The following is a 14,629-nucleotide window of genomic DNA, read 5'->3' as shown; positions in this document are numbered from 1 at the left end:
AGCCTTGTGCCATCTCAACATTCTGACACCGAGTCTCCAGGCGCATGCTGAAACGCGTTTTCATTGGTCTGCTTTTCATCATCTTAGTGATGGTGGCAACTGCGCTCGGCCTCGATCGCTGGATCAGCTGGAAAACGGCGCCTTTCATCTACGAAAATGTCTCTTCTCTGCCGCATCGTCAGGTAGGCGTGGTACTGGGAACGGCAAAATATTACCGCACCGGCGTGATCAATCAGTATTACCTCTATCGGATGCAGGGTGCGCTGAACGCCTACAACAGCGGTAAAGTCAATTATCTGCTGCTGAGCGGGGATAATGCGCTGCAGAGTTATAACGAGCCGATGACAATGCGCCGTGATTTAATCAAAGCGGGCGTCGATCCGGCCGATATCGTGCTCGACTACGCCGGATTCCGCACGCTGGATTCGATCGTACGTACCCGTAAGGTCTTTGATACCAACGACTTCATTATCATCACGCAGCGTTTTCATTGTGAGCGCGCGCTCTTCATCGCCCTGCAACTGGGCATCCAGGCGCAGTGTTATGCCGTGCCCTCGCCGAAGAACATGCTTAGCGTGCGCTTCCGTGAAGTGGGGGCCCGGCTGGGTGCGCTGGCAGACCTCTTCCTGCTCAAGCGTGAACCCCGTTTCCTTGGCCCGCTGGTGCCCATTCCCGCCGTGCGAACCGTTCCGGATGATGCGCAGAGTTATCCTGCTGTGACGCCGGAACAGCTGCTGGAGCTGGAACAGAAGCTACGGAAATAAATCTTCGATTAAGAGGGGGCTGGTGCAGCGCCAGACAGGCATGCGCTAGCTCAGGGAGCATACGCCTTCCGCAAAGATGCAAAGGGAATTCTGACAGCAACGAATAAGCCCAACGCGCAGGGAATTGGGTCAGAAGAGGAAAGCGTCCCGCGCCAGGGACGGCGCGGGCCGAGCGTGTCATGGATGACGGCTTTTGCGTCTTTCCGATCTGACCCTGTTCCCTGCGCAGGCTCCGTCTCAAAGCAATGACCTCAGCCTTTAAGCAGGCCGAGCGTGTCATGGATGACGGCCTTTGCGTCTTTCCGATCTGACCCTGTTCCCTGCGCAGACTCCGTCTCAAAGCAATGACCTACAGTCCTCTTCCATAAACAAAGCAGGCCGGGTGTGTCACGGACAACAGCTTTTGCGTCTTTCCGATCTGACCCTGTTCCCTTCGCAGGTTCGATCTCACAGCAACGACCCCATAAAAAAAGCGACCCGAAGGTCGCTTTTTCCGCACCAGAGAACGTTACTTCTTACGCGAATACTTCAGTGAATCCAGCGCCACGGCGAAGATGATGATGCCGCCTTTAATAATGTACTGCCAGTAAGGGTTAACGCCGATATAGGTCAGACCGTAGTTGATAACAGTGAAGATCAACACACCGGTTACCACACCCGCCACGCTACCCACACCCCCGGCGAACGAGACGCCGCCGACCACACAGGCTGCAATCGCATCCAGCTCATACATAAAGCCGAGGTTGTTAGTCGCCGAACCGATACGACCCGCTTCCAGCATCCCGCCAAAGGCGTAGAACACACCAGACAGCGCATAAATCAGGATCAGGTTCAGCGGCACGTTCACACCTGACACTTTCGCCGCTTCCGGGTTACCCCCGATAGCGAAAATGTTTTTGCCGAAACGGGTTTTGTTCCACAGCACCCAGACGAACACAATCGCAATCACCGCATAGAACGTGATGAACGACAGTTTAAAATCACCAAACCGCAAAAAGCCCTGAGCGAATTTCGAGAAGCCTGCATCAAAACCGGCAATCGGTGACGCACCCACATAGTCGTAATAGAGTGAGTTAATACCGTAAACGATAATCATGGTGCCCAGCGTGGTGATAAAAGGCGTCACCTTCAGATAGGCAATGATCACACCGTTCACCAGACCAATCACTCCCCCGATCACACACACGGTCAGGATAACCAGCGGAATTGGCACCGTATCCAGCGTCGGGAAAACTTTGTTCGCGTTGTCCATCGACTGCAGCAGCGTCGCTGCCACAACCGCCGCCAGACCAACCTGACGTCCGGCTGACAGGTCAGTCCCCTGGGTCACAATCAGGCCCGCTACACCCAGTGCAATAATAATGCGCACTGAAGACTGGGTCAGGATATTACTCAGGTTCATTAAACTTAAAAATGTCGGGTCCTGGAAAATAATAATAGCCAGCAATACCAGCAGCACGACATAAATGCCGCCCTCTTTTAACCAGGTTAGCGCATTCTTTTTTGTAGTCGCTTTCATGTTAACAGCCCTTGCTTCATTAAAGGTGTAATGACGCTAAACGCAATATTTCGTTCTGCGTGGTCGTTTTGGTATCAACTATGCCTGCTACCAGACCATTACTCATTACCAGAATACGATCGGTAATGCCTAACAGCTCCGGCATTTCGGATGAGATAATAATGATGCCCTTCTCTCTTTTCGCCAGCTCAGCAATCAGCTGGTAAATTTCGAATTTTGCACCAACATCAATACCGCGTGTTGGTTCATCAAGCATCAGGATTTCAGGCTGGGTCAATAACCAGCGGCCAATAATCACCTTTTGCTGATTACCGCCCGAAAGCGAACCAATCTGCGTATGGTGGCCCGGCGTTTTTACGCGCATGGAATCGATCACCCACTGGGTGTCACTTTTCATGCGTTTATTATCCAGCAGCCCCATACTGCTTTTATATTTTTTAATATTCGAGATAAGGGAGTTAAATCCGATATCCAGATAAGCATAAATACCGGTTGAGCGACGCTCTTCCGTCACCAGTGCGAAACCGTGATTAATCGCTTCATTCGCACTGTGGTTATTAATCGGTTTACCATGCAGTTTGATGGTGCCGCCCGATTTTTCGCGAATGCCAAACAGCGTTTCGACGATATCGGTACGTTTGGCGCCCACCAGCCCGGCGATGCCGAGGATCTCCCCTTTACGCAGATCAAATGAGATGTCACGAATCGAAGGCTGACGCAGAGAGGTCAGATTCCGCACCTCAAGAATGGTTTCCCCCGGCACGTTAGTACGGTCAGGGAAACGCTGGTTCAGTGAACGGCCGACCATCATCGCGATGATCTTATCCATATCCAGCCCTTCCAGCGGCTGAGTCGCAATCCACTGTCCGTCACGCAGAATCGTAATCTCATCACACAGCTGGAAAATCTCTTCCATCTTATGAGAGATATAGACGATGCCGCAGCCACGATCTTTCAGCTTACGAATAATCGTGAACAGGTGATTAACCTCTTTCTCCGTTAATGAGGAGGTCGGCTCATCCATAATCACAATTTTTGCGTCATAAGAGAACGCTTTGGCAATTTCAATCATCTGCATCTGCGACACAGACAAATTCGCCACTTTGTCGCGCGGATCGATATCGATATCCAGCTCGTCAAAAATGGCTTTGGTATCCTGATACATCTTATCCTGATCGACAAAGAAGCCTTTGCGCGGATAACGCCCCAGCCACATGTTGTCCATCACGGTGCGCTGCAGGACCAGGTTTAATTCCTGATGCACCATCGACACGCCATTTTCCAGCGCCTCTTTGGAGCTTTTATAGTCGATCTCTTTACCCTGAAACAGGATACTGCCGGAATCTTTTTTATAAATACCAAACAGGCATTTTAATAAGGTGGATTTACCGGCACCGTTCTCGCCCATTAACGCATGAACAGAGTGAGGCCGCACTTTTAAATTCACATTATCTAACGCTTTAACGCCGGGAAATGATTTTGAGACATCCTTCATCTCCAGCAGATATTCTCGCTGCGCGGTCGTATTATCACTGGCCATATTTTACCTGGCTAAAAAACGGTGGTGACATAAAAAAGGCGCGACAGGGGTCGCGCCCGGAATCGAACTTATTTCTGGAACTGAGCCAGATTCTCTTTATCAACCGGAACGTAAGGTACGCGGACGATCTTATCCACCATCTTGAAGTTCGTACCTTCGGTCGCGGCTTTGCCGTTAGCCAGGTTGTTGGCGATATCCAGCGTGGCTTTCGCCTGGTTTTCCGCATCGTTCAGCACGGTACCGGCCAGGGCACCCGATTTCACCAGCGCCATCGCTTCCGGCAGGGCATCGACGCCGAAGACCGGGATAGAGGTCATGTTGTGCGCTTTCAGCGCTTCAACGGCACCCATCGCCATCGCATCGTTGTTGGCAATCACGACTTCGATTTTCTTCGCGTTCGGGCCTGACAGCCACGCATCCATCTTATCTTTAGCCTGTGCGGTATCCCACATCGCCGTATCCATCGCTAACTGCTGGGTTTTCAGACCATCTTTGTTCAGCGTATCGATCACATATTTGGTACGGGCTTCCGCATCAGGATGGCCTGGCTCACCTTTCAGCAGCACAAACTGGATGGTGCCATCTTTGTTCAGATCCCAGGCCGGGGTCGCTTTCCAGTGTTTCTCAATCAGCTGCCCCTGAATGATGCCGGACTCTTTAGAGTCGGTCCCGACATAGTAGGCTTTGTCATAACCGGCCAGCACTTTCGCGTTAGGCTCTTTGTTGAAGAAGACCACCGGCACGTCATTCGCGCGCGCTTTGTCGACCACCACGGCCGCAGCAGCCGGGTCAACCAGGTTAATGGCCAGCGCTTTCACGCCTTTTGCCATCAGTACGTCAACCTGGTCGTTCTGTTTGGACTGGTCGTTCTGCGAGTCATTCATCAGCAGCTGAATGCCGCCAAGGGTTTTCGCTTCTTTCTCAATGTCTTTGCGCACCATTGACATGAAGTTGTCATCATATTTGTAAATGGTCACGCCGATACGGGTGTCAGCTGCGTGAGCGGTTGCACCAAACATCATGCTGGCAACCAGTGCGGTAAGCGTGAAAACCTTCTTATTCATGGTATCTCCGGTTTTATTATGCAGGGTCTTTTTAGCGCTGCCGCGCGACGTGGCGCGAAAGCAATCGGTAAAACAGATCGGCGGGGCAGTCTGCGCAATTTGCCGCTTACCGCTGACGCCGTCTAAAACCTGACTTCCCTGTGCCTGAACACGTCCGTGAAGAGGGGATGAACCCGTTAACCGGCTACTGAGACCACAACTGATGCCGTTACACTGGCGTTACATAATGTTTCAGTCCGGTAAGACGCTGCCATCATAGTGAGAGCAATGTTAATTAACTGTGAATGTAATCACAGATTGAAAGCGGTTACATGGCTGAATCGCCTGAATTAGTGACGGACTCCACATTTTGCCGCTGCGCGACTGAATGACGCCGCACCAGCGTCGGCATAAAGATGTGCGTGGCGGTGTCATCCAGCAGGCCTGCCGCCCCCTGCAGTGCCAGCTCTGTCGCAATTTTTGCCATAGAAACAATAGGATAACGCACAGTGGTAAGCTGGGGGTCGGTGTAACGCGAGATGGGGATGTCATCAAAGCCAATGACAGAAAAATGCTGTGGCACCTGAATGCCGTTATCTTTCAGCGCCGTGAGCGCGCCCGCTGCCATGCCGTCGTTGTAAGCAAATACCGCGCTGAGATTGAGATTGCGCCCCAGCAGCTCCACCATCGCCGCTTCGCCGCCCTGCATGTCGGGCTCTGCGCTGGCAATCCAGCTCTCATGCGGCCGGATGCCCTGCTCTGCCATCGCCTGCATCCACCCTTCGCGGCGCTGGGCGACATCTTCGATAGGATGACTGGAACAGAGATAGCCGATGCGGCTATGCCCCTGTTGTATCAGGGTCCGGGAGGCCATCAGCGCACCGGCGACGTTATCCAGACTGACGCTGCGCTGCTCAAATCCCGGTATGACGCGATTGATGACAACCATGCCCGGCACATGCTGCATAAAGTCAGCCAGCTCCGCGTCTGAAAGCGTTTTCGCGTGCACCACCAGGGCGCTGCAACGCTGGCGGATCAGCACTTCAATGGCATGACGCTCTTTCTCTTCCTGATGCCAGGAGTTGCTGATGAGGACATGCTTATGGACGCGCTGCGCCACGGTATCCACCGCTTTAACCAGTGCGCCAAAAAAGGGATCGGAAACATCCATCACCACCACCCCGATGGTGTCGCTGACCTGAGTCGCCAGCGCCTGCGCGTTGGCGTTAGGACGATACCCCAGCGCCTCAACCGCCTGTAACACAGCGTCGCGGGTATCAGAGGTGACGGCGCTGCTCTGATTGAGGACGCGCGATACGGTCGCCACTGAGACGCCAGCCTGACGGGCAACATCACGAATTGTTATCATGCAGCAGTTCCAGAAAGGAAAAAGAGGGCATCACGCCGGGTTGAACACCGGCGCTATTTTGTCAGGGGCGGGCGATGTGCAGCGTGAATTGCGTCACATCAATGAAAACGGTTACATACAATTCTGTAACCTTTGTGATGGCGGTCATTATCTGGCGTGGTCGGACAGGCGGGGTTTTCCGGCTGAGAGCTGGGTAAGCCGCCGCCACAGCCACTCCAGCGGGCCCTGTGCGAAGAAATGTAACCAGATGAGTGAAAAGAGGATATTGATAAGCCAGACCGCAGGCACCATCAGCACCAGCTCCAGCCGGGTAAAGTGCATATAGAAGCCAAAGCGGTAGAACAGCGTGGTACAGATCAGCGACTGCATCAGGTAGTTGGTCAGCGCCATGCGCCCGACACACTGAATGGCATAACTGAACCGCCAGCGTGAAATCTGCGGCCACCAGGCCAGACAGAGCGCCGCATAGCCCAGGCTGATCAGCGGGCTGGCGAGGTCGCGCGGGGTCTGCAGATAAAAGCCGCTCCAGCGGAACTCCCAGTGTAACAGCCACTGCGCAGCGACACCGGCCCCCGCTATCGAGAATCCCGCCGTCAGCAGCACGACGGCGGCCTGACGGTAGTGCCGCAGGGGAAACTGGCCCGTCAGCCAGCCACTGCGCAGCAGCGCTCCACCGATCATCATCAGGCCCGCCAGCTGCCAGCCATACTGCGCCGCCAGCGCCATCAGTCCCGATGAGAGGTGATCAAGCCGGTTCTGAATCGCTTCCCAGCCGCCGGCCAGTTTCCAGTAGCGCTCATATTGCAGATCGGCCGCGCCGGGCAGCCAGGAGCGGGTCGGCTCAGGATCGGAGATCGAGCCGAATACCAGCAGCACACCGCAGCCCACCAGGTAAAGCAGAATACCGGTATTCATCAGGCTGCGGGTGGAAGGGACATCGCGCACGACCCGCCACACCACCAGCCCGATGATGCCGTAATCCAGCAGGATGTCCCCCTCCCAGAGAAACACCCCGTGCAGAAAACCGATCAGCACCAGCAGTGACAGCCGGGCAGTCAGCCAGCGACTGCCGCGCGGCAGTTGCATCTGCAGACCGGCACCAAACAGCAGCGCAAACAGCGTAAGGAATTTGAGCTGGGCAAAGGTATCGGAGAGGGCCCATGTCCAGGCGTCAGCGAGGGTGACACTCCCCTGCCAGGCCGGATTCAGGTAGGCCGCAGAGGGCAGACCAAAGCCGACGATATTGAGCAGCAGAATGCCGAGAATGGCACAGCCTCGAATAAAATCCAGCGCGTGATAGCGTTGCATGCGGCACCCTGCCCCATTGAGGCGGGCAGCATTATGCGCCCGCCGTTAACTCAACTATGACGTACCGCGCGCAAAAATTCCTGGCGGGTATTCTGACTGGACTTGAACAGGCCGCCCAGTGAGGTGGTGGTGGTCGCGCTGGTGGCATCCTTCACGCCGCGCGCTTTCACGCAGTAATGCACCGCATCAATGGAAACGGCCACGTTGTTGGTGCCAAGCAGGGTCTGCAGGGCAACCAGTACCTGCTGTGTCAGACGCTCCTGCACCTGCGGGCGCTGTGCAAAGAACTGCACGATGCGGTTAATTTTCGACAGGCCAATTACCTTATCTTTGGGAATATAGGCGACGGTCGCTTTACCATCGATAATCACAAAGTGGTGTTCACAGGTGCTGGTCAGGGTGATGTCACGCACGGTCACCATCTCATCCACCTTCATCTTGTTTTCAATGACGGTGATTTTCGGGAAGTTGGCGTAATCGAGACCGGAAAAGACCTCATCCACATACATCTTCGCGATGCGATGCGGGGTTTCCATCAGGCTGTCATCTTCAAGATCCAGATTCAGCAGCTGCATGATTTCGGTCATGTGCCCGGCAATCAGGCTCTTGCGCGTGTTGTCATCAATGTCGCGTGTCGGGGCGCGTAATGGCGTTTCCAGGCCACGCGCCAGCAGCGCTTCATGAACCAGGGCAGCTTCCTGACTTAGGGTGCTCATCGTACTCTTCTCCGGCTGGGTGTTGCGCCCGTCGGCTGTTGCGGCGGGCCCTGTAATCAGGCGCGTATTGTGAAACTTTCTTTGCGGGGAATCCAGCAATCAATCAGATTGGTGAAGAAAGCGTTTATCGGCTCCGCCGCCAGACCAGCAGGCCCGCCCAGATGAGGCTCGCGCCAGCCACCCACAGGGCGGGTTCCAGCCGGTGTAAAAAGGCGGTGGAGAGAAACGAGAGCAGCGGGCCCACCAGTTGTCCCACGGCATAGCCGGTGGTCAGCAGGCCAGCCATATAGCGCAGATGACTGGGGGCCAGCTCACGCGCGCAGAGCAGCGACAGCTGCACCACGCTGAGAAAGCCGCCGCCGACCAGTAATGCGCCCACCAGCAGGCCGCTGAAGCCCGGCAGCAGCGCCGCCGCAAAGACTCCTAACGCCTGCGCCCAGAGCACCAGCGCCAGACGGACGTGGCTGCGCCCCCGGTTGCGCGTGAGGATGCCCAGCAGGATCCCTACCATCGCTGCGCCACCAAAAATCGGCCAGACAAACTGGGCGAATGCGCCATCCGGAAAACGCGCGGCAGCCATCTGCGACAGGAAAGTCGCAGGCAGGATATAGCCAAAGCCCGCCAGACTGTAGCTCAGCACCAGCCGTTTAAGGTTGCGGTCCAGCACCAGCGGCTCCGGGGCCTGATCGGGGCGATGCAGCTCGCCACGCCGGGGCAGATTACGGGCAATCAGCGCCACCAGCAGCAGCGCCAGTGCGCCATAGGCGGCCCAGGCCAGCCCCGCAGAGACCTGCAGCGTGTGCAGCGCCACCCCCAGCAGGCCGCTGACAAAGATGCCGCAGCCTGGCCCGGCAAACACGGCCGCCGACAGCCCCGCCCGGCCATGACGATGCAGCTGTTCATTGCTCCAGGCGGCCACCAGCACCATCGCCCAGCCGCTGGCCCAGCCGATCAGGAAACGAATGGCCCCGTGCAGCCACGGCCCGCTGGCCCAGGCCGAGAGCAGCGTCAGGATCACCGCGCCCCATATGCCCGCCGTCAGGCGCAGCTCTACCCGCTTATGCGCCCGCATGGCATCGAACGAGCCACAGAGATAGCCAAGATAATTGAGTGCGGCCACCAGGCTGGCGCTGGTGAGGGTCAGCTGGTGCGCCTGAATCATCAGTGGCACCTGTGGCGTAAAGGCAAACCGGCCAATACCCATCGCGACAAACAAAGTTAAAAACGCGCTGAGCGCGACGCGTAACGCCATGGCTGAACTCCTGTGGTTTCGGGCTGGGATCTATTCTGACTTGCTAACAGCTTGCAGGATGTTTACACTCACGAAAAGTGAATAATCATGACCAACTTGTTTACAGGAAGAGAAGATATGGATTTAGTACAACTACGTATGTTCTGTTCCGTCGCCGAAACGGGTTCCCTGGCACGCGCCGCCGAACAGCTGCATCGCGTCCCCTCTAATCTCACCACGCGGCTGCGTCAGCTGGAAGAAGAATTGGGTGTGGATCTCTTTATTCGTGAGAAGCAGCGCATTCGCCTGTCACCGATGGGCCATAACTTCCTCAATTATGCGCAGCGCATTCTGGCCCTGAGTGAAGAAGCGCTGAGCATGACCCGCACCGGTGAACCGGCGGGTAACTTTGCGCTCGGCTCAATGGAGAGCACCGCCGCCACCCGCCTGCCCGGTTTACTGGCCGCCTATCACCAGCGCTTTCCCGGTGTTGCCCTCTCGCTGATTACCGGCACCTCGGGCGAAATTATCGATCGGGTGCGTGAAGGCACCCTGGCGGCTGCGCTGGTGGATGGCCCGGTGGCGCATGATGACCTGAACGGCTGCATCGCGTTTCGTGAGGAGATGGTGCTGATTACCGGTCTGGATCATGCCCCTATCACCACCGCCCGCGACGTGCAGGACGATACCCTGTTTGCTTTCCGCAACAGCTGCTCCTACCGCGTTAAGCTGGAGAGCTGGTATCGCGACAGCCAGACCGCGCCGGACAATGTGATGGAGATTCAGTCCTATCACGCCATGCTGGCCTGCGTGGCGGGCGGTGCGGGCGTCGCCATGATCCCGGCCTCGGTGCTGAAACAGATGCCGGACCGTTCACGGGTGCAGGCGCACACCCTCCCCCCTGCTTATCGCAATACGGCCACCTGGCTTATGTGGCGACGGGACGCCTTTACTCCCAATGTGGAGGCGCTGAAGTACCTGATTATCGAAAAATTTGACGATCGGCCGCTCAATGATGAGCTGATCTACCCCTTACAGGCGGCGGAATAAGCGTTCCGCGCTATGTTTAAGAGCCTGGCTCTGATTAATCACGACCACCTGGCGCCACCGTGCGTCACAATCTGACTGGAAGAGGGATTGCATGAAAATGATCAAAACCCGTGCCGCCGTTGCCTGGGCTGCTGGCGAACCGCTGAAAATTGAAGAAGTGGATTTGATGCCACCGCAGAAAGGCGAAGTCCTGGTGCGTATCGTCGCGACCGGCGTCTGCCATACCGATGCCTACACCCTCTCCGGCACCGATCCGGAAGGCGTCTTCCCGGCGATCCTGGGCCATGAAGGCGGCGGCATCGTGGAAGCCGTAGGTGAAGGCGTGACCAGCGTGGAAGTGGGTGACCATGTCATCCCGCTTTACACTCCGGAGTGCGGCAAGTGTAAGTACTGTCTGTCGGGTAAAACCAACCTCTGTCAGGCGATCCGTGCGACCCAGGGCAAAGGTCTGATGCCGGATGGCACCACCCGCTTCTTTAAAGATGGCAAACCGATTTTCCACTATATGGGCACCTCGACCTTCTCGGAGTACACCGTCGTTCCGGAGATCTCACTGGCTAAAATCAGTAAAGAAGCGCCGCTGGAAGAAGTGTGCCTGCTGGGTTGTGGCGTCACCACCGGTATGGGCGCGGTCATGAACACCGCCAAAGTGAAAGAAGGCGACACCGTGGCGATTTTCGGCCTCGGCGGCATTGGCCTGTCGGCCGTTATCGGTGCCAAAATGGCGAAAGCCGGCCGCATCATCGCCATCGACATCAATACCAGTAAATTCGACCTGGCGCGCAAGCTGGGTGCCACTGACCTGATCAACCCGAAAGATTACGATAAGCCGATTCAGGAGGTGATTGTTGAGCTGACCGATGGCGGCGTGGATTTCTCCTTTGAATGTATCGGCAACGTCAACGTCATGCGTTCCGCGCTGGAGTGCTGCCACAAAGGCTGGGGCGAGTCCGTGATTATCGGTGTAGCCGGTGCCGGTGAAGAGATCTCTACCCGTCCGTTCCAGCTGGTGACCGGGCGCGTCTGGCGCGGCTCCGCCTTCGGTGGCGTGAAAGGCCGCTCACAGCTGCCGGGTATCGTGCAGGATTACCTCGACGGTAAATTTGCCCTGAACGACTTCATCACCCACACCATGCCGCTGGAAGAGATCAACGACGCCTTTGATTTAATGCACGAAGGAAAATCGATCCGCTCGGTTGTGCATTTCAACAGGTAATCAGGAGGCGTTATGGCATCCACTCTGGAGCTACTGGAAGAACACCGTATTTTTGGCGGCTGGCAGCAGCGCTGGCGTCATGCGTCGGCCGTGCTGAACTGCCCGATGACCTTCAGCATCTATCTGCCTGAACCGCAGGGCGATGCGCCGCCACCGGTGGTCTGGTTTCTGGCCGGACTGACCTGCAACGACGAGAACTTCACGACCAAAGCGGGCGCGCAGCGGGTGGCGGCGGAACTGGGGCTGGTGCTGATTATGCCGGACACCAGCCCGCGCGGCGATGAGGTAGCCAACGATGAGGGTTACGATCTGGGTCAGGGAGCGGGATTCTATCTCAATGCCACCCAGCAGCCCTGGGCGGCGCATTTCCGCATGTTCGACTACCTGAGCAGCGAGTTACCTGCGCTGATTGCGGATAACTTTAAGGTCAGCGACCGTCAGTCAATCATGGGTCACTCCATGGGCGGACACGGTGCGCTGATGCTGGCGCTGCGTCTGGGCAACCGCTTTGCTTCGGCGTCGGCTTTCGCACCGATTGTAAACCCGATGCAGGTGCCGTGGGGTCAGAAAGCGTTTCAGGCCTATCTGGGCGATGACCCGGCGGCCTGGCGGGAATATGACAGCTGTCAGCTGATGGCGGAGGTGGCGCATCGTCTGCCAATCCTGATCGACCAGGGCGACAGCGATCAGTTCCTGGCCGACCAGCTGCAACCGGAGCGGCTGGAAAGCGTGGCCAGTGAGGTGGGATTCCCGCTGACGCTGCGCATTCAGCCGGGCTATGACCATAGCTACTTCTTTATCGCCAGCTTTGTGGAAGATCATCTGCGCTTCCACGCGCAGCATCTTCTGGCGTAAAAAATCAGGGCCGCAACTGCGGCCCTGAACTTTTTTGCACGATGCCGGCCCGGTAACGACCCGCTGTTGTGTCAGACCAGCGCCGGACCGGTCAGGCCGTCAATCATCACCTGCGGAATGCCGCGCGAGCAGTGCTCGATTCGTCCATCGACGCCATAGACTTTCGCCAGGGTCGCGGGCGTAATCACCTTATCCGGCTGCCCCTGCGCCACCAGTGCCCCCTGTTTCAGCATCAGCGCATGCTGCGCATGACGCAGCGCAATATTGATATCATGCACCACCACCACCGTGACGATGTTGCGCAGGGCGGTTTCGCGCCGCACCAGATCCATCACATGAAACTGGTAGTTGAGATCCAGCGCGCTCAGCGGTTCATCCAGCAGCAGCAGCTCAGGGCGACGGATCAGCGACTGTGCCAGCCCGACTAACTGCTTCTGTCCGCCGGAGAGCTGGTCGAGATAGCGCATCGCCAGATGGGCAATACCCAGCTGCTCCAGCAGGTGCATGATTTCGGCTTCGCTACTGGCGCTGTGCAGGCCGCCGGAGGCACGCTGTGCCACAATGATCGACTCCAGCACATGCAGATGCACGCCTGCAGGCAGGGACTGCGGCAGATAGACCACGTTCTTCGCCCGGCGGGCAAACGGCTGAGTCATAAGATCCTCGCCGTTGAGCCACATTTCGCCCTGCCCTTTGTTCAGTCCGGCCAGGGCCCGCAGCAGTGTCGATTTGCCGCAGCCGTTGGGCCCCAGCAGCACGGTGATCTCCCCACGCGGCAGCGGCGCCACGTTGAGATTCTCAATCACCTTATGTTTTGGGTAACCGGCACTGAAGCCGCGTAACGTCAGACCCTGTTCCATCACACTGTCCCCCGGTGACGCAGAATAATACTCAGGAAGAACGGCACGCCAATCAGTGAGGTGACGATGCCGACCGGGATGATCACGCCCGGAAGCAGGTTTTTCGACGCGACCGAGGCCAGCGACAGCACCAGGGCTCCGACCAGCGCGCTGGCTGGCAGATAGAAGCGGTGATCTTCACCAAACATCATGCGGGCAATATGGGGAGCGACCAGGCCGATAAAGCCAATCGGGCCGACAAAGGCCACGGCCAGCGCCGAGAGAATACTGATGCGCAGCAGCGTCGCCAGACGCAGACGACGCACGTCAATGCCAAAGCTGACCGCCCGATCCTCACCCAGCCGCAGCGCCGTCAGCTTCCAGCTGCTCATCATGGAGAACGGCACCAGGATCGCCAGCGCCACGGTCAGGACGCCCAGCTTCTCCCAGGAGGCGCGCGCCAGGCTGCCCATGGTCCAGAAAACCAGCCCCTGCAGGGTATCTTCGCTGGCGATGAACTGCATCATGGAGACCAGCGCGTTGAAGGTAAAGACCAGTGCAATGCCGAAGAGCACCACGCCCGCCGAGGAGACCTGGGTCCAGCGGGTGATGCCGTCCAGCATCAGGGCGGCAAACAGCGCAAAAACGAAGGCGTTGGCGGAGATCAACCACTGGTCAGGAATGCCGGGGATGCCGACGCCGAGGATGATAGCCAGCGCGGCACCAAATGCCGCCGCCGAGGAGACACCGAGGGTAAAGGGGCTGGCCAGCGGGTTATTCAGAATGGTCTGCATTTCTGCGCCCGCGAGGCCGAGCGACAGGCCCACCACAATCGCCATCAGGGCATAAGGCAGACGGATGTCCCAGACGATGACGCGGGTTCCGGCGTCGACGCTGTCGGGACTGAGCAGCGTATTCCACAGCGTCTCCAGCGAGAGTCCGGCCGGACCCAGCGTGAAGTCGAGGACCAGCGAGGCGATGATGGCCAGCAGCAGCACGCCGATCCAGATGACGCGGCGACGCAGCACCAGGTGGTAGCTATGCATGCTGTGCTGACGCGTCTCTTCTCCCGCCAGCAGCGAAGTTTCGGTAGTCATGTTTTAACCCTGTGTGGCTATCCTGTCAGAAAACGCAGCCACAATAGTGCAGGTGATAATAATTATCAATTCGTGATGGGAA

13 protein-coding genes are annotated in these 14,629 nt (G+C 57.2%); 4 read left to right on the top strand and 9 right to left on the bottom strand.

The genetic code is table 11. The features are described 5' to 3' along the window. The first annotated feature begins 44 nt into the window (after positions 1–44). The gene (sanA, locus tag HFD92_RS08815) at positions 45–764 is read left to right on the top strand and encodes an outer membrane permeability protein SanA (protein ID WP_009089181.1); all 720 of its coding nucleotides are present in this window, start codon (positions 45–47) and stop codon (positions 762–764) included. A 508-nt stretch (positions 765–1,272) separates the two neighbouring features. On the opposite strand, the gene mglC is transcribed toward sanA, so the two are convergent. From mglC to HFD92_RS08780, 7 genes are all read right to left on the bottom strand, one after another. After that, positions 1,273–2,283 (bottom strand): galactose/methyl galactoside ABC transporter permease MglC, encoded by a 1,011-nt coding sequence (gene mglC / locus HFD92_RS08810; protein ID WP_009089178.1) that lies wholly within the window; start codon positions 2,281–2,283, stop codon positions 1,273–1,275. A 19-nt stretch (positions 2,284–2,302) separates the two neighbouring features. After that, a complete protein-coding gene (gene mglA / locus HFD92_RS08805) occupies positions 2,303–3,823 on the bottom strand; it encodes a galactose/methyl galactoside ABC transporter ATP-binding protein MglA (protein ID WP_046102225.1) in 1,521 nt (506 codons plus the stop codon). A 68-nt stretch (positions 3,824–3,891) separates the two neighbouring features. Further along, a complete protein-coding gene (gene mglB, locus HFD92_RS08800; RefSeq protein ID WP_009089175.1) occupies positions 3,892–4,887 on the bottom strand; it encodes a galactose/glucose ABC transporter substrate-binding protein MglB in 996 nt (331 codons plus the stop codon). Between the two features lie 307 nt (positions 4,888–5,194). Then, on the bottom strand, positions 5,195–6,235 hold the full coding sequence (gene galS / locus HFD92_RS08795; protein WP_009089173.1) for an HTH-type transcriptional regulator GalS: 1,041 nt from the start codon (positions 6,233–6,235) through the stop codon (positions 5,195–5,197). A gap of 147 nt (positions 6,236–6,382) precedes the next feature. After that, on the bottom strand, positions 6,383–7,543 hold the full coding sequence (gene yeiB / locus HFD92_RS08790; RefSeq protein WP_167428781.1) for a DUF418 domain-containing protein YeiB: 1,161 nt from the start codon (positions 7,541–7,543) through the stop codon (positions 6,383–6,385). Between the two features lie 50 nt (positions 7,544–7,593). Beyond that, complete coding sequence (gene folE, locus HFD92_RS08785; RefSeq protein ID WP_009089168.1) at positions 7,594–8,259, bottom strand: GTP cyclohydrolase I FolE; 666 nt, start codon at positions 8,257–8,259, stop codon at positions 7,594–7,596. A 124-nt stretch (positions 8,260–8,383) separates the two neighbouring features. Further along, positions 8,384–9,511, bottom strand: a complete 1,128-nt coding sequence (locus HFD92_RS08780) for a YbfB/YjiJ family MFS transporter (protein ID WP_167428780.1) — start codon at positions 9,509–9,511, stop codon at positions 8,384–8,386. Between the two features lie 117 nt (positions 9,512–9,628). Here HFD92_RS08780 and HFD92_RS08775 point away from each other — a divergent pair, with 117 nt between their 5' ends. The 3 genes from HFD92_RS08775 (at position 9,629) to fghA (ending at position 12,611) form a co-directional block, all read left to right on the top strand. Further along, complete coding sequence (locus tag HFD92_RS08775; protein WP_033736177.1) at positions 9,629–10,540, top strand: LysR family transcriptional regulator; 912 nt, start codon at positions 9,629–9,631, stop codon at positions 10,538–10,540. 91 nt (positions 10,541–10,631) lie between these two features. Continuing rightward, positions 10,632–11,756 carry an S-(hydroxymethyl)glutathione dehydrogenase/class III alcohol dehydrogenase gene (locus tag HFD92_RS08770; RefSeq protein ID WP_009089162.1) on the top strand — a complete coding sequence of 375 codons (1,125 nt, stop codon included), beginning with the start codon at positions 10,632–10,634 and terminating at the stop codon, positions 11,754–11,756. A 12-nt stretch (positions 11,757–11,768) separates the two neighbouring features. Next, on the top strand, positions 11,769–12,611 hold the full coding sequence (gene fghA / locus HFD92_RS08765) for an S-formylglutathione hydrolase (protein ID WP_046102229.1): 843 nt from the start codon (positions 11,769–11,771) through the stop codon (positions 12,609–12,611). A 71-nt stretch (positions 12,612–12,682) separates the two neighbouring features. Here the strand turns inward: fghA and HFD92_RS08760 are convergent, their stop codons facing one another. Continuing rightward, positions 12,683–13,471: an ABC transporter ATP-binding protein gene (locus HFD92_RS08760; RefSeq protein ID WP_046102230.1), complete on the bottom strand. Its 789-nt coding sequence runs from the start codon at positions 13,469–13,471 to the stop codon at positions 12,683–12,685. Next, positions 13,471–14,547: an iron ABC transporter permease gene (locus HFD92_RS08755; protein ID WP_140029052.1), complete on the bottom strand. Its 1,077-nt coding sequence runs from the start codon at positions 14,545–14,547 to the stop codon at positions 13,471–13,473. The genes HFD92_RS08760 and HFD92_RS08755 overlap by 1 nt, the downstream gene beginning before the upstream one ends. Between the last annotated feature and the right edge of the window lie 82 nt (positions 14,548–14,629).

The sequence above is a fragment of the Pantoea sp. EKM101V genome (assembly GCF_011800325.1).
Classification (GTDB): Bacteria; Pseudomonadota; Gammaproteobacteria; order Enterobacterales; family Enterobacteriaceae; genus Pantoea; species Pantoea anthophila.
The sequence above is the reverse complement of the archived record's forward strand: the minus strand, read 5'-3'. Positions and strand labels throughout refer to the sequence as shown.